This is a genomic window from Methylotuvimicrobium buryatense 5G, assembly GCF_000341735.1.
GTDB lineage: Bacteria > Pseudomonadota > Gammaproteobacteria > Methylococcales > Methylomonadaceae > Methylotuvimicrobium > Methylotuvimicrobium buryatense.
In genome coordinates this window covers 3628593-3652368 of the sequence record NZ_KB455575.1, presented here as the reverse complement: position 1 = coordinate 3652368, position 23776 = coordinate 3628593, and the positions used below count along the sequence as shown (strand labels likewise).

Annotated in this window: 23 protein-coding genes; 10 read left to right on the top strand and 13 right to left on the bottom strand. The window is 49.4% G+C overall.

What is annotated here, in order from left to right; genetic code table 11:
- Window positions 1-112: 112 nt before the first annotated feature.
- The gene (locus METBU_RS0116490; protein ID WP_017841671.1) at window positions 113-1483 is read left to right on the top strand and encodes a cyclic nucleotide-binding domain-containing protein; all 1371 of its coding nucleotides are present in this window, start codon (window positions 113-115) and stop codon (window positions 1481-1483) included.
- Between the two features lie 81 nt (window positions 1484-1564).
- Here the strand turns inward: METBU_RS0116490 and rpmG are convergent, their stop codons facing one another.
- Window positions 1565-1720: a 50S ribosomal protein L33 gene (gene rpmG, locus METBU_RS0116485; RefSeq protein WP_014150284.1), complete on the bottom strand. Its 156-nt coding sequence runs from the start codon at window positions 1718-1720 to the stop codon at window positions 1565-1567.
- Between the two features lie 11 nt (window positions 1721-1731).
- On the bottom strand, window positions 1732-1968 hold the full coding sequence (gene rpmB, locus METBU_RS0116480) for a 50S ribosomal protein L28 (RefSeq protein ID WP_014150285.1): 237 nt from the start codon (window positions 1966-1968) through the stop codon (window positions 1732-1734).
- A gap of 332 nt (window positions 1969-2300) precedes the next feature.
- On the opposite strand from rpmB, the gene gshB reads away from it, so the two are divergent.
- From gshB to METBU_RS0116435, 9 genes are all read left to right on the top strand, one after another.
- Complete coding sequence (gshB, locus tag METBU_RS0116475) at window positions 2301-3248, top strand: glutathione synthase (RefSeq protein ID WP_017841670.1); 948 nt, start codon at window positions 2301-2303, stop codon at window positions 3246-3248.
- Between the two features lie 522 nt (window positions 3249-3770).
- Complete coding sequence (locus METBU_RS0116470) at window positions 3771-4652, top strand: energy transducer TonB (RefSeq protein ID WP_017841669.1); 882 nt, start codon at window positions 3771-3773, stop codon at window positions 4650-4652.
- 38 nt (window positions 4653-4690) lie between these two features.
- A complete protein-coding gene (locus tag METBU_RS0116465; protein ID WP_026130280.1) occupies window positions 4691-5254 on the top strand; it encodes a YqgE/AlgH family protein in 564 nt (187 codons plus the stop codon).
- On the top strand, window positions 5247-5693 hold the full coding sequence (gene ruvX / locus METBU_RS0116460) for a Holliday junction resolvase RuvX (RefSeq protein WP_017841667.1): 447 nt from the start codon (window positions 5247-5249) through the stop codon (window positions 5691-5693). Before METBU_RS0116465 ends, ruvX begins: the two co-directional genes overlap by 8 nt.
- Before the next feature lie 9 nt (window positions 5694-5702).
- Window positions 5703-6221, top strand: coding sequence for a bifunctional pyr operon transcriptional regulator/uracil phosphoribosyltransferase PyrR (gene pyrR, locus METBU_RS0116455; protein ID WP_017841666.1), 519 nt, complete (start codon window positions 5703-5705; stop codon window positions 6219-6221).
- A 3-nt stretch (window positions 6222-6224) separates the two neighbouring features.
- A complete protein-coding gene (locus METBU_RS0116450) occupies window positions 6225-7187 on the top strand; it encodes an aspartate carbamoyltransferase catalytic subunit (protein WP_014150291.1) in 963 nt (320 codons plus the stop codon).
- Entirely contained in the window at window positions 7187-8476 is a 1290-nt protein-coding gene (locus tag METBU_RS0116445; protein WP_017841665.1) for a dihydroorotase, read from the top strand. The genes METBU_RS0116450 and METBU_RS0116445 overlap by 1 nt, the downstream gene beginning before the upstream one ends.
- Window positions 8469-8771, top strand: coding sequence for a c-type cytochrome (locus tag METBU_RS0116440; RefSeq protein WP_017841664.1), 303 nt, complete (start codon window positions 8469-8471; stop codon window positions 8769-8771). The genes METBU_RS0116445 and METBU_RS0116440 overlap by 8 nt, the downstream gene beginning before the upstream one ends.
- Before the next feature lie 4 nt (window positions 8772-8775).
- Window positions 8776-9504, top strand: a complete 729-nt coding sequence (locus METBU_RS0116435) for an LOG family protein (protein WP_017841663.1) — start codon at window positions 8776-8778, stop codon at window positions 9502-9504.
- Window positions 9505-9664: 160 nt separating this feature from the next.
- Here the strand turns inward: METBU_RS0116435 and METBU_RS0116430 are convergent, their stop codons facing one another.
- The 11 genes from METBU_RS0116430 to METBU_RS0116370 all read right to left on the bottom strand — a co-directional run bounded on the left by METBU_RS0116430 (window position 9665) and on the right by METBU_RS0116370 (window position 23764).
- Entirely contained in the window at window positions 9665-11236 is a 1572-nt protein-coding gene (locus tag METBU_RS0116430; RefSeq protein ID WP_017841662.1) for an FAD-binding oxidoreductase, read from the bottom strand.
- 392 nt (window positions 11237-11628) lie between these two features.
- The gene (locus tag METBU_RS0116415) at window positions 11629-12633 is read right to left on the bottom strand and encodes an SGNH/GDSL hydrolase family protein (RefSeq protein ID WP_138767253.1); all 1005 of its coding nucleotides are present in this window, start codon (window positions 12631-12633) and stop codon (window positions 11629-11631) included.
- A 250-nt stretch (window positions 12634-12883) separates the two neighbouring features.
- Entirely contained in the window at window positions 12884-14056 is a 1173-nt protein-coding gene (locus METBU_RS0116410; RefSeq protein WP_017841658.1) for an AMP-binding protein, read from the bottom strand.
- Complete coding sequence (pyp, locus tag METBU_RS24450; protein ID WP_017841657.1) at window positions 14053-15660, bottom strand: photoactive yellow protein; 1608 nt, start codon at window positions 15658-15660, stop codon at window positions 14053-14055. Before pyp ends, METBU_RS0116410 begins: the two co-directional genes overlap by 4 nt.
- Window positions 15661-15883: 223 nt before the next feature.
- Entirely contained in the window at window positions 15884-17188 is a 1305-nt protein-coding gene (locus tag METBU_RS0116400) for a sensor histidine kinase (RefSeq protein WP_017841656.1), read from the bottom strand.
- Window positions 17188-19017, bottom strand: coding sequence for a DUF1295 domain-containing protein (locus tag METBU_RS26630; RefSeq protein WP_017841655.1), 1830 nt, complete (start codon window positions 19015-19017; stop codon window positions 17188-17190). The genes METBU_RS0116400 and METBU_RS26630 overlap by 1 nt, the downstream gene beginning before the upstream one ends.
- Window positions 19010-19555: a DUF2878 domain-containing protein gene (locus METBU_RS24445; protein ID WP_017841654.1), complete on the bottom strand. Its 546-nt coding sequence runs from the start codon at window positions 19553-19555 to the stop codon at window positions 19010-19012. Before METBU_RS24445 ends, METBU_RS26630 begins: the two co-directional genes overlap by 8 nt.
- Window positions 19542-20807: an SAM-dependent methyltransferase gene (locus METBU_RS0116385; RefSeq protein WP_017841653.1), complete on the bottom strand. Its 1266-nt coding sequence runs from the start codon at window positions 20805-20807 to the stop codon at window positions 19542-19544. Before METBU_RS0116385 ends, METBU_RS24445 begins: the two co-directional genes overlap by 14 nt.
- Before the next feature lie 25 nt (window positions 20808-20832).
- A complete protein-coding gene (locus METBU_RS0116380) occupies window positions 20833-21591 on the bottom strand; it encodes a DUF1365 domain-containing protein (protein ID WP_017841652.1) in 759 nt (252 codons plus the stop codon).
- Complete coding sequence (locus METBU_RS0116375; protein ID WP_017841651.1) at window positions 21588-22829, bottom strand: NAD(P)/FAD-dependent oxidoreductase; 1242 nt, start codon at window positions 22827-22829, stop codon at window positions 21588-21590. Before METBU_RS0116375 ends, METBU_RS0116380 begins: the two co-directional genes overlap by 4 nt.
- Window positions 22826-23764: an acyl-CoA desaturase gene (locus METBU_RS0116370; RefSeq protein ID WP_017841650.1), complete on the bottom strand. Its 939-nt coding sequence runs from the start codon at window positions 23762-23764 to the stop codon at window positions 22826-22828. The genes METBU_RS0116375 and METBU_RS0116370 overlap by 4 nt, the downstream gene beginning before the upstream one ends.
- Between the last annotated feature and the right edge of the window lie 12 nt (window positions 23765-23776).

The following is a 23776-nucleotide window of genomic DNA, read 5'->3' as shown; positions in this document are numbered from 1 at the left end:
AGGCAAAATAAGGCTTTGAATTAACTTGTTATTCCTCATGATCTTCATGGTGAAATGCTTTATCTAAGATAATGAGCTATATTAATCACTTTAATCCTCATAATGAATTTGAATGGCTGTAGATATCAGCTCCGACGACGCACAAGCAATCCGTAAACTCGTTCCACTATCCATACTGCCCGGACCTCATTTTGAAGCATTGTGCGCCGAAGTCACCATCGAAACGGCAGAACGCGATGCTGTCTTATTTAAAAGAGGGGATACGGAAGCGGACTTATTTTATTTATTGGACGGCCAAGTTTCCTTGCAGGCTCAAGGCCTGGAGGTCGAAATAATTGACGCGGAAAGCGAATCGGCCCGCTTCGCCTTAGCTCACCAATTACCTAGAAAAATCGATGCCGTGGCGTGCAATAGCATTCGTTTTTTAAGGCTGCCCACGGAAACACTTAATTATTTATCGTCGCTGAGTTATGAAGAGGAAAGTAGCTACATGGTCATAGTCGAACCGGAAGACAACTCTGATGACTGGATGACAACTTTATTGAGGTCTCCGATATTTCAAAGATTGCCTCCGGCCAACCTACAAAAAATAATTATGAGCCTCGAAGAAGTCGTTTTTGAAAAAGGCGAAGCCGTTTTCCATCAAGGCGATCCGGGCGATTATTATTATTTGATCAAATCCGGCCAATGCTTGCTGACTCGCAAACCTTCCGAAAATGCCAAGGAGATCAAATTAGCGCTTCTAAGAACGAGCGATACTTTCGGCGAAGACTCTCTGTTATCGGATAAACCCAGGAATGTTACGATTACAGCCATCAGCAAGTTATCTCTGTTACGTCTTTCCAGACAGCATTTTATAACACTGATCAAAGAACCCGCGCTGAAATACATCGACTTCGAGCAAATGCAGCAAGAACAAGCCAATGGGGCGATCTTATTGGACGTCCGCTCGACCGAGGACTATAACCAAAACCATTTAGACGACAGCATTAGCGCGCCGTTCTTTACTCTACGAATGCAATTGAAAACGCTCAATCGTGCCCGCACTGTCGTGGTCGTTTGCGCTAATGGAAAAACCAGCGAGGCGGCTGCATTTTTGTTGCTCCGTAATAAGTTCAAGGCGCTTATTTTGGAAGGGGGAATGCAAAAGGTCTCGCCTGAACTTAAAAAAACGGCGGCTCTCTTCACGATCGACGATGGCTTCGAAACCACGTTTCGCAATAGCGAAAGCTCGGAAACAATCTCGGATAGAGAAGGCACTCCGACCGCGACGCATAAAACGAATCCCGATGACGAAGCGTTGCTCGAGCAAATCGAACGACTAAAAGCTCAAAACGAGGCTTTATCAGATATTAATCAAGAACTTACCGAAAGATGCAAGCAACTGGAAGCTGCCAAGGAAGATGCAATCAAGCAATACCGAATATTATTCAAACAAACGGAAAAGCTGAAAGAAGTGTTAGATAAACTGAAAAAACAATGATTACGGTATTAGACGAAAAAGCCACGGCTCTGTAAGCGTAACCGCGGCTTTCCGGGCAACGAAAGAAGTGTCGTCAAAAAATTATTTGATTTTAGCTTCTTTGTACATCACATGCTTGCGAACAACGGGATCGAATTTTTTGATCTCCATCTTCTCAGGCATTGTGCGTTTGTTTTTTGTCGTGGTATAAAAATGTCCGGTGCCTTCGGATGAAACGAGTTTGATTTTATCGCGCATGGTTGATCCCCTTATGCCTTAATACCTTGTTTACGCAAATCGGCCAAAACGGCATCGATGCCTCTTTTGTCGATAACGCGCATGCCTTTCGTGGAAACACGCAGGCGAACCCAGCGATTCTCGCTTTCCACCCAAAAACGATGATGTTGCAGATTAGGGCAGAAACGTCTTCTGGTTTTATTGTTTGCGTGCGATACATTATTACCGGTTACGGGGCGTTTTCCTGTAACCTGACAGACTCTGGACATGATTAACCTCTTTGTTTGCCATTGTTCAAAAATTAGCCGGCTTTTATACCAAAATTTAGCTGTCAGGTAAACCTTTTACTCCTTTCCGAAAGAAAAAACGTCCGTTCAACGAGAACCGACATTTCTCGTCTTGCGTGCTTTTCGCCCCCCTGTCGCGGCTTTATGGAGCATTCGTAAACCAAAAGAACAGATAGGCTTGTACATGGTATCGATCATTGAAACCTCATTACCATCGCCTGACAAGCTAAAACATCCTTTCCCAAGGCCTCTGAAACCGCTATAGTTGACGCATTATTGCCTCCCCTTTTAATTTCTGATTATTGAGAGTTTTTATGTCTTTAAAATTCGGCATGGTCATGGACCCGATCGATCGCATCAACATCAAGAAAGATACGAGCTTTGCAATGCTTCTTGAAGCTCAAAGCAGAGGGTGGGAGTTGCACTATATGGAACTCAATGATCTTTACATGCGTAACGGCCGCGCCTATGCGCGAACTCGTTTGTTGGAAGTTCAACGAAACTCCGAGCGTTGGCATCGATTTTCCGGCGAACAGGATATCGCCCTGGATCAACTCGATACGATCTTGATGCGCAAAGACCCGCCTTTCGATCAAGAATACATCTATGCGACTTATCTGCTCGAACGAGCCGAAACCTTAGGCGCTTATGTGATCAACAAACCCCAATCTTTGCGTGACGCCAATGAAAAACTGTTTACCGCATGGTTTCCGCAATGCTGCGCGGAAACCTTGGTTGCCCGCGAGCCGAAACGAATCCGCGAATTTTTGGCGGAACAAGGCGAGATTATTTTAAAACCGCTGGACGGCATGGGCGGTACGTCGATTTTTCATTTGCGCAAGGACGATCCGAATTTAAGTGTTATTTTGGAAACCATGACGCAATACAATTGTCGGTATGTGATGGCGCAAAAGTATCTACCCGAAATAAAAAACGGCGATAAGCGTATTCTGATCGTAGACGGCGAGGCGGTACCCTACGCGCTGGCTAGAATTCCGGCTCAAGGAGAAACTCGCGGTAACTTGGCTGCCGGCGGCAATGCGGAAGGCCGCGTACTAACCGCTCGGGATTCTTGGATTGCCAAGCAAATCGGGCCGACCTTACGCGAAAAAGGTTTAATTTTTGTCGGCATCGACGTCATCGGCGATTATCTCACCGAAATCAACGTCACCAGCCCGACTTGCGTGCAAGAACTGGATAAGCAATTCGGACTGAACATCGCCGGACAATTGATGGATCATATTGAATTAAAACTTCGCTGAATTTCCCGAAAATTTATTGAATTCATATTCAAAACCGAAAAAGCGTTCAAAATGCAGCGATCGGCCGTTATTTTTTCTAAACCAAGCCCTTTCTCAGATCCATACCAATGGTATACCTTTCGCACTTCAAATTTCGGCAGTGCCCGAGGTGGTGCCGGGGTATACGGCAAAGGCTTTGCCAGCATAGAGCTGGCATAGAGCCTACATGGACGTATTCACGGCGTCCTTTGACGGACACCCCGGTGCCGAATATTGATCTACGATGAGTATAGAAGCGGCGGAGTAAATGGTTCTGTCGAAAATCATAGAAAACAGCGTAGCCCGGATGGAGCGTAGCGCAATCCGAGAAGTACCGCCGCGGGGCGGATTATTCAGCCCGCCCCGAACATTTTGGTTTGGGCAAAGTCGACACATCAAGGCAGGGTTGCAAACCACGTCCTGTAAGATACTTCCTTTAAGCTAAGGTTTGTAGTTTAATGAAAAAATCACGGATTCCATTTAGTCTTTAGCAATCAAAAGATTATGACAGCTTCGAACACTTTCTTGAATAGAGCTACCAACACATCGGAAAACGATGCGTTATTGATCACGCTATTTATTGCCGCTTTACTTCATATTGGAGTCATCCTAGGCATCAATTTTTCAATGCCCAAACAGGAAGAGACTCATCGTGCAATCGAGATCACTTTAGCCACGACGCCGGCACAAAAAGCGCCTAAACAGGCCAGTTTTCTAGCCCAGGAAAATCAAATCGGCGCCGGTAAACAAAAAACCAAGCCGGAACCCCCCAAGCAAAAACTGCCCAGCCGCGGGACCCTGCCTAACAAGCAGCCGCAAAGCAAACCGGTTCAACGTCAAACCGCAGCCCCCAAAAAAATAATCAGCACGATTCGCCCCGCAGAAACAAAAGCGCCCCCCGCACCGGCTAAAGTCCCGGCTGAACCGCAAAGCAAACCGGTTCCGAAAATAACCGCCGCAGCCTTGCAACAACAAATTGCGCAGCTGGGCACCGAAGTCCGGCAACAGCAACTCAGCGCCGACATCAGTAAGATCAAACATGTCAATGCTGTGAGCACCCATAAATACGTCGCTTCGCAATATGAGATGGACTGGAAAAAAAAGGTGGAAGCGACCGGTAACCTTAACTACCCTGAAGTCGCCCGTAAAAAAAACTTTTTCGGCACGTTGACGATGGAAGTCGGCATCAATCCGGACGGCACGATATATAATATTCGAATCAAACGTCCTTCAGGCAATGCAGCCTTAGACGAAGCCGCCAAAAGAATCGTTCGTTTAAGCGCACCGTTTCCGCCATTGCCGCAAGAATTGCTCAAGGAGTTGGATGTTTTAGTGATTACCCGGGTTTGGAAGTTTTCGGACGAATCGGGAATGTCAGCACGTTAACTCAATTAACTCGCGCAGCCATGAACACACTTACCGATATGACCGATACGACTTATTTAAACAATCAATTTCTGATCGCGATGCCCAATCTGACCGATCCGGGTTTTTTTCATACCGTGACCTACCTATGTCAACATAACGCCGATGGCGCATTAGGCATTGTGATCAATCGGCAGATCGACATGAAGCTGGGCGACATCTTCAAACAAATGCAAATCAACGTGACCTTCCCGGCCGCAGCGGAAGCTCCGGTATTTTTCGGCGGTCCGGTACAACAGGAGCGCGGTTTTGTGATCCACAATCCATGCGGAAGATGGGATTCCTCGATCACGATATCGGATGAAATCGCGCTAACGACATCGCGCGATATTCTCGAAGCCATCGCGATCGGCGAAGGCCCCGAACAATATCTAGTTGCCTTGGGCTATGCCGGCTGGGGAGAAGGCCAGTTGGAGCAAGAAATCGTCAATAATGCTTGGCTGAACACGCCTAGCGGCAATGACATCATCTTCAATACGCCGGTCAATCAACGCTGGCAGGCCGCAGCTCATCAAATCGGCATCGACATCAATCAATTAACCGCGCCGGCAGGACATGGCTAAACAAGATCCGCTTGCGCCTCGCAATCACGATACCTACCTCGGGTTCGATTTCGGTAATAAAAAAATCGGCGTGGCGGTCGGACAAACCACGACCGGAACGGCCAATGCCTTATCGACTTTGCGCTCGGTCAATCAAGCACCGGATTGGACGGCTATCGGCCGGCTTATACAAGAATGGCAACCGGCCGGCTTAGTCGTCGGTATTTCCCGACAAAATGATGGGCAGGATAATCCGATTACCCCGCGTATGCTCAAATTTTGCCGGCAATTGGAAGGACGCTTTCAACTACCGGTTTTTCAGCAGGATGAAACCCTGACGACTTTTGAAGCCAAACAAATGCTGTACGACGATGTGCGCGTCAGCGCCGGCAAGCTCTGGGAAGTGCAAGATCGGCTTGCCGCACAGCTTATATTACAAACATGGCTCAACACTCAATAACCCCGACATATGACCCATCAACACCTCGATATTCCTGAATTATTGACTCGACTGGAATCGGCCATCGGCAAGATTATCACTACCAGAAAGCTTGAAAATCCATTGATGATAGGCATTCGCACCGGCGGCGTCTGGGTTGCCGAACGCCTGCATCAACGCTTGGGTTTGACAGAACCTTTAGGGCTATTGGATATCACGTTTTATCGCGACGATTTTTCGCAAATCGGCGTGCATCCGAATGTAAAACCGAGCGCCTTGCCGAACACGATCGAGGGCCGCGATATTATTCTTGTCGACGATGTCTTTTGCACGGGGCGAACGATTCGGGCCGCGCTCAACGAAATCTTCGACTACGGTAGGCCCAATCAAGTCGTGTTGGCGGTTCTGATCGAGCGCGACGGGCGGCAAATTCCGTTGCGCCCGGATTGTATCGGCACCACGATACAACTCGACGCCAATCAACGCATCAAATTGACTGGCCCGGATCCCTTGGATATCCATATTCAAACTCTTGACGCAGCGGCTTAAGGCATGAGTCACAATTTACAATTAAACCCCGAAGGTAAATTAAAGCACTTTCTAACGATTGACGGACTCGACAAAGCACTGTTAACCGAAATTCTCGATACTGCCGAATCGTTTGCCGAAATGTCGGGGCATCATGTGAAAAAAGTCCCCTTATTAAGGGGTAAAACCATCGTTAATCTGTTTTTCGAAAACAGCACACGTACCCGAACGACCTTCGAACTCGCGGCCAAAAGACTCTCGGCCGATGTCATCAGCATGAATATCGCGACATCGGCCACCTCGAAAGGCGAAAGCCTGCTTGATACGATTCGTAATCTGGAAGCGATGTTCGTCGATATGTTCGTCGTACGTCACGGAACCAGCGGCGCCGCGCATTTTATCGCCGAACATACCGCGCCGCATATCAGCGTGATCAATGCCGGCGACGGCCGGCACAGTCATCCGACGCAGGCAATGCTGGATATGTTCACGATTCGGCAGTTCAAGCCGAATTTCAGCACACTGAGAGTCGCGATCATCGGCGACATCCTGCATTCCAGAGTTGCGCGCTCGCAAATTCTTGCGCTCAATACGTTGGGCGCGGCCGAAGTTCGGGTTATCGCACCGAAAACCTTACTCCCCGCACATGTCGAAACGCTCGGCGTCACTGTCTGCCATAACTTGACCGAGGGACTCAAAGACATCGATGTCATCATCATGCTACGCTTACAAAAAGAGCGTATGACCTCGGCTCTGCTGCCCAGCGAAAGCGAATACTTCAAATGTTTCGGTTTGACGCCTGAAAAACTGGAAATCGCCAAGCCCGATGCAATCGTGATGCACCCGGGACCGATCAATCGCGGCGTCGAAATCGATACGCGCGTGGCCGACGGTCCGCAATCGGTCATATTACGACAAGTCAGTAACGGCATCGCGATACGTATGGCAGTCATGTCGATGGCGATGCAAACTCAAGGAGCGGCCTGATGAAAAGAATCCTGATCGAACAAGGACGCGTGATCGATCCGGCCCACTCGATCGATCGAACCGGTCCGGTTTACGTTGCCGACGGCAAAATCCTTGCCTTGTTCGAGAAACCCAACGGCTTTGAGCCCGATAGCGTCATCGACGCTTCCGGCCAAATCGTCTGCCCCGGCTTTATCGATATCAGCACTCGCTTGCGCCAACCGGGCCAAAGCCATAAGGCCACGTTTCAAACCGAAACCAAGGCGGCCGCGGCCGGCGGCATTACGACTTTGATTTTACAACCCGATACGCGGCCGGTTATCGATACGCCGGCAATTACCGAATTGGTCAAGGAATTGGCTGAAAATTCCAATTACCGGCAAATCCTACCAATCGGCGCGCTGACGCAAAACCTCGAAGGCCAAGAACTCAGTTCGATGCTGGCGCTAAAAGAGGCCGGTTGCATAGCGGTCGGCAACGGCGGCAGACCGATAAGCAATCTACTGGTATTGAGGCGCGCGATGGAATATGCCGCCAGTCATGATTTGTTGTTGATCTACCGGCCCAATGAGCACAGTCTCAGCAATGAAGGCTGCGCGCATGAAGGAGCATTTGCGACCCGCTACGGTTTGCCCGGGATTCCTGAAACCGCCGAAACGATCGCGTTGTCGCAATGTCTCGAACTCGCCGAATTAACCGGCTGCCGCGTGCATTTCGGACAACTCAGTTGCCGACGCTCGGTGATCAAAATCCAGCAAGCCCAAAAATACGGATTATCGGTCAGTGCCGATATCGCGGCGCATCAGTTGCATCTGACCGAAAACGACATGAAGCCTTTCGACAGCGCTTACCATGTTTTGCCCCCGTTACGGAGCGAGCAAGATAAACTCTTTCTAAGAAAGGCATTGACGCAAGGCACCATCGGCACGCTGTGTTCGGATCACCAACCGCACGACCTCGATGCCAAATTGGGCGCATTTCCGGAAACCGAGCCCGGCATATCGGCGCTTGAAACGTTACTGCCGCTGATGCTGAAACTGGTCGATGAAAAATTGATTACCCTCTCCCAAGGCATTGCCGCGTTAACGCAAACCCCCGCCAAGGTACTGCGTTTGGAAAGCGGTACATTGACACCGGGGAAATCCGCCGATATTTGCATATTCGACCCTGGCCGTCGATGGCAAGTCGACCATTCGACTTGGTATAGCAAAGGTATCAATACGCCCTATTGGGGAGAAACATTAACCGGCCGCGTCAGCGCCACACTGCAATCCGGTAAAATTATTTTTCAAGGAGTGTTTCATGATTAAGATCATGCTCGTTTCGGCCTTTTTTATATTAGCGGCTTGTACCCGCGACTATACGCCTGCCTCTTCGGCAACCGGCGAAAGCATCTTCAAGGAAGCTTGTGCAGAATGTCATCAACCCAAAGATCCGGCAGTCCCGCAAGTCGTTTTTTCGTTGAACGAGAAAAATGCAAATGAAAGGTATATCACTCACAAAGTGCAGGGCGGCTCGCTGATGATGCCCAAATTCCCGAAAATCACCGGTAGCAAAATGCGCGCGCTCAGTACTTATGTACTCAATCATAGCGTAACCCAATAAAGCGATGAAAACCCCAAACAAACAACACGACACCGCCAACATCATCGATGATGTCAAAGGCGATCAATCTTGGCGAATTTTCAGGATTATCAGCGAATTTACCGAAGGTTTCGACCGCTTATCCGATCTAAGCGATGCGATTTCAATTTTCGGTTCCGCGCGCATAAAACCGGATCATCATTATTATTTGAAAACGGTCGAAATTGCCGGATTACTCGGCCAGCATAATTTCGCGGTTATCAGCGGCGGTGGCCCCGGAATCATGGAAGCCGCAAACAAGGGTGCGAAAACGCAGAAACCGCCCGCGGTCGGCTTGAATATCGAATTGCCTATGGAGCAACGCCCTAATCCTTATCAGGATATCTCGCTGAATTTTCGCTACTTTTTCGTCAGAAAAGTCATGTTCGTGCGCCATTCGATGGGCTATGTCTGCATGCCGGGCGGATTCGGCACGCTCGATGAGTTTTTCGAATCGCTAACCTTGATGCAGACGCATAAAATTTATCCGTTGCCTTTAGTGTTATTCGGCAGCGATTATTGGCAAGGCTTAATGGATTGGGTAAGAACAACAATGATCGAATACGGTACGATTTCGGAAGAAGACCTCAATTTCATAACGCTCACCGACGATCCGCAGGAAGTCGTCGATATCATGGTCAGGCACCGCGAATGGAAAAATCAACAGAGAAGAGAAAGCTTAGGGTCCAACAATATCGACTATAGGTACAGTTGATCGCGCGAAATGCATAGCCTTTGCTTTTACCAGCAGCGGGGCCGATTATTTATTCAACCCGCATCCGCTCTTTGCTTGGGAAAGAGCGTGATGTGGGTTGGCCGTTTTTAGCTTGATGCGCATGGGTTGTAAACCCCCGTTCTACCATTGGTGAAAACCCTTAACTCGCCTTTTCCAATTTCCTCATTTCGACCGGCGCAACCCTGCCATTCGAGGAAACTTTATCGTAGACTTCATCGAAAGCCTGCCGGCAGTGAGGCAAATGCTCCCGAATCCGATCGTAACTGCTATGATCGAACATGCTTCTAAAATCATCCCGGCTCATGAAGGTTCTCGCATAAAGTGCTTGATAACCGCGATGTTCGATCACGAATTTTTCCAACAACGGGAGAGCTTCGGCATTATCGAAACCGCTTTTCGCCGGCGTACCGTAAGCGCCAATGTCGACATAGAGCTCGTCAATTTCGCCGTCCTCAGCCTTATACGGCTGCACAAATCCGCCTTGCCCGCCGTTATCTTTGATCGCCATCGGCGACAGCCACAAAGGATATAAACGAAAATGCTTATCGAAATAATCGATGGACGTTTCCAGAAAACGCATCGGCACCAGCATATCCTGAACCACATGATATTTTTCCCTTAGCCGCTGAGTGGTTCGCGTTTCGGTATACTTCAATAACTCGATCCGGGGCGGTAGAGCCCAGCCTAACAAGGCTCTAAAAATAGGATGATTGCCGAAAGGAATGATTTCCTCCATCGCCCAAAAATAACTGCGCGTGTGGCGATGGTAATAATCCCGCACCGGCAGATATTCGACGCCTTCCTTATTGCTCTGCAGATAACCTTGAACATGCTTAAAAAACCAAGGCTTATACCACCTTCCAATAGCGTTTAAAGAACCGTCCTGGCCAACCGCATCGGCGAATTTACCGGTCATGATAACCGCCTCGTCGCGTCCATAGACCAAAGCTTCGACGAAATCGTTGTTTTCGGTATCGCGCGAGGCTTGCTCGAATACGCTGACCAGATTATCCAAACTGCGAACAGGCAGGTAATGAACCCTGACAAATTTTTTGACCGGGATGATTTTCAACTCGGCAGCCACCAGAAAACCCAGCGTGCCGTGACTCCATGGAATTTGATAAAACAGCTCGGGGTTTTCCGAAGAACTGCATTTGACCAACTTACCTTCCGCCGTCACGATTTCGAAAGCTTCGCAAATGTGCTGAAACAAGCCGTATTTATGGCTACTGGTTTCAACGCCGAAGCCCATGATCAAACCGCCTACCGTTAGACTGTCCAGTTCCGGCACCACCGGTAAGGTCCAACCTTGCGAGATCAGCGTTCGCGAGAGTTGCCCCATGCTAACGAGGGGCTCTACCCTAACGATGCCGCGCTGCGCGTCGATTTCCAACACGTCGTACAGTCCGATATCGATCTTGCGATGAGACAATTTGTATTTAGGCACCAGCTCGCTCATGGTTTTCCAGCCCGACCTCGCCGTACATAGTTTTTGCCCGACTCCTTGCGCTTTCCAATCTTCTATTTGCCGAATGACGCTGGCAACGCGGGTTTCATGTTTTGCCGGGGCGCTACTGAGGCGAAATGACAACCAATTGCGAAACCCGGAATAGGCGCCGTAAACAGCCGAAATCGGCAGTAAAAAAACGGTAGCGAATTGCCCCCGGTAATGGGTCAGTAGGTGTTCGAATAGCTGTTCAGTTTTGATCATGGGGTTATTTGGAATCCAAGATTTAAAAGCGCCAAAGCGCGGTCATCGCTTGATTCTGCGTCGAAGCGACGACATCGCGCAACGTTGCACAGAGAATCAAAAAAACTTTAATTTTAGCCTTGTTGACCTCGAATAGCGACAGTCATTCGGTGAAACTGCTTGATCCTATCGGAGTCAGTGCGCCTGGTCGGCAGGGGCTCATGCTCGAGACGCATGCCTTTCAAAATACAGCCAAACAAGACCGGCGAAATTGGTACCGAAAAAAATACCGTCGAAAGTCGGGGCAATTTACATGGATACGCAAATTTGTCTGGATTGCAAGTTAATAACAAGCTATCAATGGAATTATGCTCGGTTTGGCTCCTTCCAACAGAAAGCCTGAAAATGTTTTGCTAATCGCTTAATTCACTCAAAAAAGCATCCCATAACATATCCCCGATTATGGCCTGACCTTTTAAATTGGGATGAACACAATCAGCGGCCAAATATTCTTTCCAGTCTTGATTCATTTGAGGCAAATTCTCTGTGAGTGCGATTTTGCCTTGAAAGACTGAGTAGGGTAGTTGCCGACCTCGTATTTGCTCGACTTCATCTGAAAGCAGCTGATTCATTTCAGCGGCGGTTTGCTGTAAACGGAACATTTCCTCCGGATCGGTGTACACCGATTTAAACAAACCATAAGCGCGTTCTTGAATATCTCGGCAAGTCGTTGTCGGAAAGCCTATAAAAGCCGGAATACTGACGGTATCGGTCAATGCCGAGATCGGGGATGGGTCTTGCAGCGGCGTCACGATAATTTGGCTACGCGGATAACGCCGGATCAATAGGTTGAAAAAATCTTTGACATTGCTTTTAAAGCTATCAGGGGTATCGCCTGAAACAACATCGATGATATTGAAGTTCACCAAAATGTAATCTGGCCTTCTACCTGCCAATCTACTTCTCAGTCGACGCAATTGATGTCGGCCGAATTTGTAGGAACCGGCAAGAAAGCCGACATTCAAGACTCTGACCGGTCTATTCGTGTGTTGTCTTAAACGGGAGGCAAACGAATAACTTTGATTACCCGCTGTAGCGGAAAGCTGAGTGTTTGCCGTGAATCTGAATTTTCGTTCCATCAAACGACTATAAGCCATGAGATTGTTTTCTGGTTGTTGAATCAAAGCGAGCTGGGCAGGCCTTAACTTTTCTAGGCGCAGTATGGCCTTATTGGCGCTTAAATAAAAATCCAGCCCCGGGTTGCCCAAGGTTGAATTGGCCCAGACGCCTTGTGTGGCACTGTCGCCCAGCACGGCCACGATGATCCTCTTGCCGGATGCCTCCGAGTTGGCCATTGAAAACAGCAATAGCCATAAGCCGATTAATATTTTGTATGTCTTGGATTTTGTTTTCAGCATGACAATCTGATTGGAAAGATTTAAAAAAGGGATAGGCCTCAATGCCACCAAGGATTTCGTGATAAATGAGGATACTTTTCTTAGCCGGAATAGTCCATAAAACCGGCCTCAGGTCCGAAGTGGCTTTGTGCAAAATAAAAGCCTTTCGCTCAGCTCGGCGCCTCCCTCAGTTATCAAAGCCGCTCTGCTTTGTCCGCATGGCAGGTTATCCAGCAGGTAAGTCCTTCGTTTTGTCGCAATTGGCAAAAAATTACCAGTCTCGCAATTTACCCATCGTATTACGGGGTAGTTGCAAACCGATCGTAAAATGTTTCGGGATATGGGTGGCGGGCAGTTGTTGTGATAACCATACCGATAAGTCGCTTATCAGTTCTTGCGATGATTGAAGGTTTTTCGGAATCACATAGGCTTTTAGACGACTTCCGTCAAATCTGACGATGGCGTCCTCGACGGCATTATGCTGTTTGATCAATGCTGCGATTTCATTGGGACAAATGTTGATGCCACCGATTTGAATTTTGCCGTCTTTGCGTCCTTTTATATCGAATCGGTTGGTATCTAGCCACGCCAAATGATCGGGGACAGTCGCTTCGAGGTAATGCCCTATTAAACATTCTCCTTCAGCTCGCCAATGCGGCATTACAGTAAATGGTTCGTTCGGATGCTGACGATAACCGATGCCGCCGGTTTCAGTCGCTCCATATATTTCGATAACATTCGCCCCTTGCCCTATTAGTTCCAGCAGCACATCGGTTTCACAGGATGCGGCCGCGCTAACGACCGTGATATCTTTTTGAAGACGCAACCCGGTTTTAATCCAGAGCCTCCAAAAATCCGGTACAGCGACGACAATGTCACCGGATCGCAAGCTCTGTTCGATTGAAATCGGTAAACGCTGCCGTGCGTCGATTATGGTCGGGTATTCCCGCATTTGAGTAGGGACTACCATCGTGAAAACGAAGCCGTAGATATGATGGGCCGGAACCAGCGACCAAATCCGTGGCGCGGGACAATGTAGGCTAAACAAGTTATTCGCGATGAATCGGGCTTCCTGTTCTATGTGGGCATAAGGGAGCGTTACAGAATGCGCTTTTCCGGTCGAGCCGGAACTTCGGAAACGAAGTGTATGGCTTGAATTTTCGAGACTGGCCGTTGCAATCTCCTTCCAACCATTGACGCTAGGCTTGGCCAGTAACAGGTCTCCTAAACCGCTATCGTTGATAGCAAGCGATTGTGCAAAGGCGCTCGCGCAATCGACGAGCTCGAGAGAATCCATGCCGAGCGGAGGAGCCCACCAACCTTCTGCAAGCATCACGGATTGAGGCGACGGTAAAGGCGCTCCCAATCGTAACGAGCCTAAATGGTCGAGCACAAAGTCGACGATAAAACGGCGCAAATTTGCGTTGTCTTGCCACCATCTCATACGCGTTTTACGAAAATCCAATAGGTATCGCCGCTCAACGCCTTTTTCATGTGGACTTTTACATTGGTCGGGCGCATGTTGTAGTCGAAGGTGTATTCGAATTTTTTATTCAAGAATCCCATCCGTATGCCTTTGTCAAACTCACCTTTGAATTTCGGCGTATCGGTGCAAGGGGCGACTTCGGAAAAAAAATTGCGACCGATGACTTCTTTCGGGTTGCGACCGGTAATCGCGCCTTCGGCCGCGTTATAATGCAGAATGCGGCCGTTGCGGTCCAACTCGATCGCACCGAAAGCCATATTATCGAGCTCTGCGGCACTCATTTTACGCATCGCGCTTTCGATGTCGTCGCGGCCGAATTCGACCATGCTCGACGAGAACGTATCGGTTTTGAAGTTGCCGACCAATTGTTCCAGTTTGTTAGCACGTTGCGACAATGCGTCGCTGACATCTTTGTTTTGATTCATTGCTTGCGTGTTGGCTTCGGCCAGTTCGTTGATCCGAAGCATGCTTTGGCTGACTTCGCTTGCCACGGTATTTTGATCGCGTGCCGCTGTGGAAATCTGTTTGCCCATGTCGTAAACCGAATCGACGCGTTGATCGATTTCGTGAAGCGATTCTCCGGCTTTATTGGCCTGTTCGACACAATCGTGAGCTTGTGCCGTGCCGTGCTCGATTTCTCCGGTTACGGCTTGCGCGGAATCTTGAAGGTCGACAATGATCGCATGGATTTGTTTCGTGGCCTCTTGAGTATCGAATGCCAGTTTACGGACTTCGTCCGCGACGACCGCGAAACCTCTTCCGTGTTCGCCCGCTCTAGCGGCTTCTATCGCGGCATTTAGTGCCAATAGATTAGTTTGATCTGCAATTTTGGCGATTGTATCGATAACATCTCCGATGTTGTGACTGCCTTGATCAAGCCGAGTGACCGTCGCTTGCATCGATTCCATTTGACTGGCCAACATGCTGATTGCTGAAATCGTTTGATTGACGACTTGCAAACCGGTTTTAGTTTGCTGTTTGGCTGCCGATGCGGCTTGTTGAGTTGCGTCGGCATGTTCAGCCATTTCGTTCGAAGAAACAGCCATTTGCGCGCTAGCGTCGACGACTTGATCGGTTTCTCGCTGTTGAGATCGGGCAAGATCGATACTTTGGTGCGTATTTCCGACAAATTGTTCGACGGCGACATTGAGGTCGTCCGATGTTCTTGCAACTTCTTCGATGATTTGCTGAAGATTTCCCGAATAGGTATTGATGGCTTCAAACAGGCTGCCTAATTCGTCTTGGTGTTTGTGTTCGAGACGGAGATTCAGATCTTTTCGAACGGTTTTAAACTGCTTTAGATTGTCGCGAATAGGCATCGCGATAAAGCGTTCCAGCGCGACAGATACCGTTATGATGGAGCTGATTATCAATCCAGCCATGATGCCGAGCAATGTATAAGATGCTTGTGCGAGTTGGGATTTAGCATCGAAAGCCGTGCTGTCGGCATTCAACTGGTTTTGTATCCAAATTGAGTACCCGACTCCTAATACAAAAAAGAACAAACCGCAAAAAAATATCAAGACGGAGATTCGGGTTTTTACGCTACTGTTTTCTGACATGTTTTTAACGCCATTGTTAGTGTTTATAAGTGTTTTTTCGAAGTAGAATTTTTAATCATGTGACAATTATGAGCAGTATCCTTACTTAGAAACGAGTATGAAATGTACTCAGCGCACTCAACGCAGATCAAAATTCGGCAGTTTATACCCTGTGCTGGTCAAATTTCGACACCGGGGTGTCCATACGTCAATGCCGAAATTTGAAGTGCGATGGGTATAACCGTTAAGACCTCTTCCCGCCGACCCGGCGCGCTTTCGGAAAAACAACCGATATAGCCGTGCCTTCCCCGGGCTTGCTGCGGATTTTGAGCTTCCAGCCAAAACGATTGCAGAGCCGCTTGACGATCGTCAAACCTAAGCCGTGACCGTTTTGGCCTTCTTGAGCGCGATAGAAGGGTTCGAACACCTGTTTGAGTTGTTTTTGTTCCATGCCGATGCCGGTGTCCGCGATCGTGACGCGATTTTCGTCGATCGTAATGCAAACCGTACCTGCCCGGGTGTAACTGAAAGCGTTGCGTAGCAAGTTGCTTAGCAAGATACTCAAGACCTTTTCGGCGGCAGGCACCGACAATAAACAGTTCTGTTCGACTTCGACACTGATTTTTTCATTGGTGACCGCCCGGCCGACTTGCTCGACCAGGTTGCTGAGCAGATCATTGATCAGCACGTCGTCTTCGGGTAACGGGGAAGATTCTTCGCGGGCCAGTAATAACAGCGTATCGATCAGGCCTTCCATGTCGCGTAGCGTGTTTTCAATCGTTTGCAACGATCGTTGTTCGTTCGGCTGGTAATCCGAGCGCTTATGCAACAAGGCCAACGAGCTTTTGATGACGGCCAGCGGCGTTCTGAGTTCGTGGCTGGCGTCGCGGGTAAAATTGCGTTCGCGTTCGATGAACAATTCCAGGCGCTCGGTAAAGTGGTCTAAGGCATCGACCAGCTTGGCGACATCGCTATCGGTGGTTTGTCGTAACTCGCTCAAATCCAGTTCCGCGAGTCCTTGTTTTTTGAAATCGAAACTTTCGACGATATGAGCCAGTAAAATCACCGGCGAGATTGCGTCCCTAGATTGGCGATAGGACATCCAGGCGAACACATAAATCAAAACCAATACCAAGCTCAGCGGGACGACACCGAAATAAAACGACAAGGCTGCGACTTGCTGTTCATCGAAGACTAAATACAGTCGCGCATCGTCTTTGTCCTCGATGTACACAATCGGCTGCCGTCCCTCTATTAAAGCACGGCCGAAGCCGGGCTGCAGCGGTCGTAATGCTCCGGGAACCTTGGAAAAATCGCCGCTAGAAGCCAGATAACCGCTCATATTACGCGTATCGGGCGCAGGAAAATTTCTGTTTTGCCGATAGCGCTCCCAAAAATGACCGGCTTCGCCTTGCAAGGCTTCGCGAACCAGAACATCTTCGACGATTTTAGCGGCGGCAAACACACCCATCAGTGTCGCAACACTGATCAACAGAATCTGCAGTAAAAAAGCCTTAATCAGTTTATATTGAAGACCTTGCTTGCTCATCATTCACTCGGCCTGATAAAGCGATAGTGCCTAACCAACCATTCATTCCCGCCCCGATAACCGAACAGTTCGGCACAAGCCATAAAAAACAGCCTCCAACGCTGCCGCCAAACGGCCGCTTTTTCTCGCCCGTAGGTTTCCGCAAAAATCCGATCGATTTCGGATGGGTATCGGTCCATGTTGCTCAACCAGGCTTCGGACGTTTTTTGATAATGTTGGCCGGAAACGTCCCATTGGCATTCTATCCTGAGCCGGTCTTGAAAATGCAGTAGCGTGTCGCGAGCCGGCATCAATCCGCCGGTGAAAAAATAACGTCCCATCCAATTGTCGTCGCCTTCGGTTTCGAACGGATAGGCCAAATAACGGTGACAAAAGATATGCACGAACAGCTTGCCGCCGGGTTTTAACCAGCTGGCGATATTACTCATCAAATGTTCGTAATTGCGCATATGTTCGAACATCTCTACCGAAACGACGCGATCGTACCGTTCAGTCAATGACAAGCGATTCACGTCGCAGGTGATTACTTCGAGATTGCGTAAGCCCCTTAGCTCCGCCTGTTCGAGGATATATTCGCGTTGACTATTCGAGTTCGATACTGCCGTAATTGTACTGCGGGGATAATGCTCGGCCATCCATAAAGTCAACGAGCCCCAGCCGCAACCCAACTCAAGTATTTGCTGGCCGGCCGCCAATTCCGCCCGCTCGCAAGTCAGCTTTAGCATACGCGCTTCGGCTTCATCGAGTGTTTGAGTCGTTTCGTCCCAGTAGCACGACGAATATTTCAGATGCTTGCCCAGTGCATGTCGATAAAAAGCCGCGGGGACTTCGTAATGTTGGCGATTTGCCGCATCGGTTTCTATCGCGATAGGGCTTTCTCTCAGCGTTTGTAATAACGACAGATAACGCAAGCTTTGCTTTTCGACATCATTCGCGCATTCGTCGTTAAGACGTTGCCTCAACAAATTTCGAATACCGATTCGCATCAATGGATCGGGAATTAAACCTCGCTCAGCCAGATCGATCGCATTCAGCATAGAAAATCGATTTTGCAAAGGAAAAGTCGATTTCGGATACCATGGCAAAAATTTGCTGGTGGTTTGTTGATAGCGGCGGTAATCATCTCCGCGAGAACGCAAGGCTTGTTGTTCGGTATAAGGAATACCGGTCAGAAAATACAAAAAGCAAAACATCACGACCGGTGCGAGCCATAGCCAGTATTGATATTCGCCGCCCCAACCCATCAGCGGGTAAGCGAACCAATGCAGCCATTCGAAAAAATAATTCGGATGCCGGGAATAACGCCACCAACCAGCTCGGCACGTCAGCCCACGATTATCGGGATTTTTCCGAAATTCGGCCAATTGCCGGTCTGCCGTGGTTTCGCCCCATAAGGCCAAACAGGCAACCAGTAATGCGCAAAAAACCATGACCGGATTGGGATCGCGAGTATGCGCGACCGCCCAAAACGGGAGGGACAACACCCAGATAAAACCGGCTTGCATTAAAAAAAACTGCAAAAATCCGCTATCGGCCTTATTCTGCATCGCTGCCCGCATCGCTTGGTAACGACCGTCTTCCGGCTCCCCGAACACCCGTGCAGACAAATGACTTCCCAATCGTAAAAACCAGGCGAACGTCAGTAAGGCCAGACTGAGCTGTAAATACAGAGGGGCGGTTCCCGTCAACGCATACCAAGGCCCCGCCAACATCATTCCGAATGACCAAATCACATCAACGATACCGGCATTTTTGTGGTTTTGCTGCCACACCCAAGCCATTAACATCGCCACGGTACTTAGTACCGCGATTACGATTAAACTAAACATGTTTTGCCTCCAGTGAATGATCTTTTTGTCTGATTACACGCGCCATCCATAACAAAAGCGGTAGCGCCGCTGCCCAGCTCAAAGCCAGGCCGAAGATCCAAACTCCGGAGTTCTCAGTGATAGTGAGCGCACCGAGTCTTGCCGCCGCCCAATAAGAAAACGGACACGTAATGCCGCCGAGCAGTCCGGCCAACCAAAGACGCGATTGCAACCAGGCCAGCGAATGATTCAAGGTGAGCGCCAAGCCGATCCACAACAGCAAAATCCATAAAGGTGCATAATCGGTATCCGGCCAAGGAGAAGCATATTCGAGCCAACCGAACCTAACCCAGCTGCTATCCAAAATCATGCCAAGCACGACCGCAGCCGGCACCAAACGAAAATCGCCGGCGACATGAATCGCAGGGCGGGTATGCCAAAGCCCGAACAACACTAAAATAACCGGTGCCGGCCAATACTGGCTTGACGCCGCCGACAAGACCGCTGCAAACCACAAGCCTTGCATCCAAGCCATATTAATGAGGTTATTGCGATTCATGACGCGGCAGCCATTGTTCGCGGCGATTGCCGGGTTTGGCCAGCAGCAATTGCACGTTGGAAATCGATTTTTCCCAAAAGCCGCCTTCGCAATAACACAGATAAAACTCCCACATCCTGATGAATTGTTCGTCGTAGCCTTGCTCCCGAACCTTATCGAGCGAAGCCATGAAACGTTCCCGCCAAGCTTTTAATGTTAGCGCATAACTTTCGCCTTGATCTTCTAGATTGATCAAGCGCAAATCGGTGCTCCGCGACGCGCTCGCGATAATCGCGTTGACGCACGGAATGAAACTGCCAGGAAAAATATAGCGTTTGATAAAATCGACACTCTTCAGCGCCTGTTTATAGCGCTGATCTTCGATCGTTATCGCCTGAATCAAGGCCAGACCGTTCGGTTTTAATAAGTTCGCACACTGCTTGAGGTAAGTATCGAGATAATGATGCCCAACCGCTTCGATCATTTCTATCGACACCAGTTTGTCGTACACTCCGGTCAAATCCCGGTAATCCTCCATCAGCACTGTCACACGATCGGCGACTCCTTCATCGTCGATGCGTTGCCGTGCGGCCTCGAACTGCTCTTTCGAGATGGTCGTGGTCGTTATGCGGCAGCCGAAATGCTTGGCGGCATAAGTGGCAAAGCCGCCCCAACCTGTGCCGATTTCGAGGACATTATCGTTGGGCTTTAAGTCCAATTTTCGGCAAATACGTTCCAATTTAGCCGTCGAGGCTTCTTCGAGACTGAGTTCGAGATCGTGATAAGTCGCCGACGAATACATCCCGTGCTTGTCTAAAAACAACGAAAACAAATCGTTACCCAGATCGTAATGCGCGGCGATATTCTTGCGCGAGCCATGCTTGGAGTTTCGGCGCGCGAAATGCCAGAATTTAAGTAAGGTGTTCGTCAAGGTTGCCAACCCGCCTTCCATGCTGTCTAGCAAGTCTCGATTGCGCACCAAAATACGGATCACCGAAGTCAAATCGTCGGTTTGCCATAATTTGTCCATATAGGACTCGGCGGCGCCGATCGAGCCGCCTAACGATATCTGCCGGTAAGAACTCATATCGAAGACTTTGATCTCGGCGCTGAGGCCATCCTGACCGGGTCTACCGAGTACGACTTTGCCGAGCGGGTCGGTCACCGTTAATTGTGCATCTTGCAAATGACTGAGTTTATTCAGTAGCGCTTTGCGCAGCAGCAAATCGAATCTAGCCGGATTCTTGCTTAATTCGGCGGTTGCGGCATTCATTCTTATCTCCTTGATGTAATTCGGTTTATTTATCGGGATGCGAATAAAACGGAATGCCTTTCAGCCAAAGCCGGAAAGCATGCCAATAAATCCTTACAACGATGGCGCAAGTGATAATAGGATATTGCAACGGCACCGAGCGCATCGTGTTCGGGGACGGATCGAGCATGTCCAGTTTCAGGGTAGCATCGAAACAGCATTGCGCTAGGCGGTACAATTGCATGTGTATCGTCAACTTATCGCCGGCTAAGGCGAAACGCCACCGGTAATCGATGTCCATCGGCATGAACGGCGATACATGAAAAGCTTTGCCGAATTCGAAGGTCCATTTGTTGTTTTGAGCGGAGCTTTGCCGAGTATCCAAGACATAACAAAACCGCTCGCCCCAGGGTGTATTGGTGATTTCGGCGAGAATGAAGCGGGGCTGATCCTCGCTGTCAGGAAAACAAAAATAAAAACTGACCGGATTGAATGCAAAACCTAAATATCGCAGATGTGTCAGCAAACAAATACGCCCTTCAAATATTTCACCGCTTTGTTGTTTAATTCGGGCTTTTACCGCGTCTCGCAAATCCGAATCCGTAGGCCCGAGATAGTCTTCGCGGTAATAGGAGACCAGATTAAAGCGTTGCTTCGACCAAAAACGACTTTTATCGATGACCTTATCTAATTCGTCGAGATCGAGCCACGTCATGAACAAGGGATAGCGGAAAGCATGCGGTTTCGGCAGGTGGCGCCGGTGGCGCACCCAACCTTTGGCGATGCGACTGTGCAGCGCGTTCATGACGGCGCGTTCAGTTTATCGATCGCCAACTGCGCACTGGCCGCGCCGTCTTCATGAAATCCCCAACCCCAATAGGCGCCTGCATAAAACGTGCGGTTAAGGCCGTTAATTTCGGCATGCCTTTTTTGCGCGGCTAGGCTTTCCGGCGTGTACACCGGATGCCGATAATGCCGCTGCATCAAAATTTTTGACGGATCGATGCGGTCCGTGCAATTCAGCGACACCAGCAACGGCTCGGGCGCGTCCAGGTTTTGCAGCAAATTCATACAATAAGTTACGGTACAATTCGCCTGAGTCCCGGCCGGTTTCAACGCATTCCAACTTGCCCAGGCTTTCGGATGCCTCGGCATCAACGCCGCGTCGGTATGCAGCACCGTATCGTTGTCCTGAAATGAGAACGCACCGAGTATTTCGGTCTCATCCGGACTCGGGTCGGACAAGAGCCGAAGCGTCTGATCGCCGTGACAAGCAATGACGACCTGGTCGAAACGCCGCTCGCCGCTCTCGTCGATAATCGTGACGCCGTCATTGTCTCGTGCGATCGAGCGAACCGGACTATTCAGCCGCAGTTCGCCGCCGAAGCGCTGCTTGAATGCTTCGACATAGGTCGACGAGCCGCCTTTGACCGTGCGCCATAGCGGCCGGTCATCGATCTTCAGCATGCGGTGATTGTTCATGAATGCAACAAAATAGCGTGCCGGAAAGTTTTTCAGGCTTTCCGGCGGACCCGACCATAAGGCGCAAGCCATCGGCAAAATATGGTCGTCGATGAAGGCTTCGCTGTAACGGTTTTGTTGGAGGTACTCGCCCAAGGTCAACGTATCGTCGCCGCTTTTCAATAAGGCCGGCGCTTCGCGGTAAAAGCGGAAAATGTCCGCGATCATCCGATAAAAGCGTGGGCTGAATAGATTTCGGCGTTGACAGAATAACTTGTCGATCGTCGTAGCATTGTATTCGAGGCCGGTTTTCGCATCGGCCACACTAAAGCTCATATCCGAAGGCTGCGAAGCAACCCCTAATTCGTTCAAGAAGCGGCAGAAATGAATGTAGTTGTGTTCGTTGAACACGATGAAGCCTGTATCGACCGCAAATTGGCGGTCGTGCAAGACAATATTATGCGTATCGGTATGACCGCCCAAATAGGTGTTGGCTTCGTAGATCGTAACCTCGTGTTGCTTATCCAAGTAATGGGCCGTATAAATACCGGAGATGCCGCTCCCGACGATCGCTATTTTCATTGGCTGCTTCCTGCGTCCAAACGTTTAGAATTGAGTCGCGCAACCGGAACCGGCTGCAAGTCCCAAATCAAGCCGCACCACGACATTAATTTCAGCAAGTAATAACTAATATCGATCTCCCACCAATAAAAGCCTTGCCGAGCCGACACGGGATAATGATGATGATTGTTATGCCAGCCTTCGCCGAGCGTGATCAGCGCCAGAAAACCGTTGTTGCGGCTATCGTCGCCGGTTTGGTAACGTTGATTGCCCCAGACATGCGACAACGAATTGATGGATAGCGTGCAGTGCAGTAATACAATCGTCGATACGAAATATCCCCAGACCAACATTTGCCAGCCTGTCGTGCCGAGCTCCGGAAAGCTCACCTCGAGCCATTTCCCAAGCCCCCATAACGCTACCGCGTAGAGCACCGGTATTACGACGTCGAAGCGGTCTAGGAAGCGCAGTTCCGGAAATTTGATCAGGTCGCGCACCCATTGTTCGCGGGTCGTAAAATGTTTCGAGCTCAAAAACCAGCCCATGTGGCTCCACCAAAAGCCTTTGCGCGGACTATGCATATCGCGGTCCGTATCGGAGTAGCGGTGATGACGGCGGTGATGCGACGCCCACCAAATCGGGCCTCGTTGCGTTGCCGTTGCGCCGAGTAGGCCGAAAAGGAACTGGCACACGCGGCTGGTTCGAAAAGCCTTGTGCGAAAAATAGCGATGATAGAACGCGGTGATCGCGAACATGCGAATGAAATAGGAAAAAAGTGCCACAACGATCACAATCGGGCTCCAGCCGACTACGAAAACCAATAGACACGCGACATGAACCAAGATAAATGGAAACACGCGCAGCCAGTCGACCTTTTCGCTTTCGGTATCTTTGATTTTGACTCGACTACTGTCGAACCAACTGAAAAATTTGGTTAATGCGGTTTGTATAAACATCGTAGTCATCTC

Coding starts and splice junctions, on each gene's coding strand:
- METBU_RS0116490 (WP_017841671.1), top strand. CDS start 113: ATGGCTGTAGATATCAGCTCCGACGACGCACAAGCAATCCGTAAACTC.
- rpmG (WP_014150284.1), bottom strand. CDS start 1,720: ATGCGCGATAAAATCAAACTCGTTTCATCCGAAGGCACCGGACATTTT.
- rpmB (WP_014150285.1), bottom strand. CDS start 1,968: ATGTCCAGAGTCTGTCAGGTTACAGGAAAACGCCCCGTAACCGGTAAT.
- gshB (WP_017841670.1), top strand. CDS start 2,301: ATGTCTTTAAAATTCGGCATGGTCATGGACCCGATCGATCGCATCAAC.
- METBU_RS0116470 (WP_017841669.1), top strand. CDS start 3,771: ATGACAGCTTCGAACACTTTCTTGAATAGAGCTACCAACACATCGGAA.
- METBU_RS0116465 (WP_026130280.1), top strand. CDS start 4,691: ATGACCGATACGACTTATTTAAACAATCAATTTCTGATCGCGATGCCC.
- ruvX (WP_017841667.1), top strand. CDS start 5,247: ATGGCTAAACAAGATCCGCTTGCGCCTCGCAATCACGATACCTACCTC.
- pyrR (WP_017841666.1), top strand. CDS start 5,703: ATGACCCATCAACACCTCGATATTCCTGAATTATTGACTCGACTGGAA.
- METBU_RS0116450 (WP_014150291.1), top strand. CDS start 6,225: ATGAGTCACAATTTACAATTAAACCCCGAAGGTAAATTAAAGCACTTT.
- METBU_RS0116445 (WP_017841665.1), top strand. CDS start 7,187: ATGAAAAGAATCCTGATCGAACAAGGACGCGTGATCGATCCGGCCCAC.
- METBU_RS0116440 (WP_017841664.1), top strand. CDS start 8,469: ATGATTAAGATCATGCTCGTTTCGGCCTTTTTTATATTAGCGGCTTGT.
- METBU_RS0116435 (WP_017841663.1), top strand. CDS start 8,776: ATGAAAACCCCAAACAAACAACACGACACCGCCAACATCATCGATGAT.
- METBU_RS0116430 (WP_017841662.1), bottom strand. CDS start 11,236: ATGATCAAAACTGAACAGCTATTCGAACACCTACTGACCCATTACCGG.
- METBU_RS0116415 (WP_138767253.1), bottom strand. CDS start 12,633: ATGCTGAAAACAAAATCCAAGACATACAAAATATTAATCGGCTTATGG.
- METBU_RS0116410 (WP_017841658.1), bottom strand. CDS start 14,056: ATGAGATGGTGGCAAGACAACGCAAATTTGCGCCGTTTTATCGTCGAC.
- pyp (WP_017841657.1), bottom strand. CDS start 15,660: ATGTCAGAAAACAGTAGCGTAAAAACCCGAATCTCCGTCTTGATATTT.
- METBU_RS0116400 (WP_017841656.1), bottom strand. CDS start 17,188: ATGAGCAAGCAAGGTCTTCAATATAAACTGATTAAGGCTTTTTTACTG.
- METBU_RS26630 (WP_017841655.1), bottom strand. CDS start 19,017: ATGTTTAGTTTAATCGTAATCGCGGTACTAAGTACCGTGGCGATGTTA.
- METBU_RS24445 (WP_017841654.1), bottom strand. CDS start 19,555: ATGAATCGCAATAACCTCATTAATATGGCTTGGATGCAAGGCTTGTGG.
- METBU_RS0116385 (WP_017841653.1), bottom strand. CDS start 20,807: ATGAATGCCGCAACCGCCGAATTAAGCAAGAATCCGGCTAGATTCGAT.
- METBU_RS0116380 (WP_017841652.1), bottom strand. CDS start 21,591: ATGAACGCGCTGCACAGTCGCATCGCCAAAGGTTGGGTGCGCCACCGG.
- METBU_RS0116375 (WP_017841651.1), bottom strand. CDS start 22,829: ATGAAAATAGCGATCGTCGGGAGCGGCATCTCCGGTATTTATACGGCC.
- METBU_RS0116370 (WP_017841650.1), bottom strand. CDS start 23,764: ATGTTTATACAAACCGCATTAACCAAATTTTTCAGTTGGTTCGACAGT.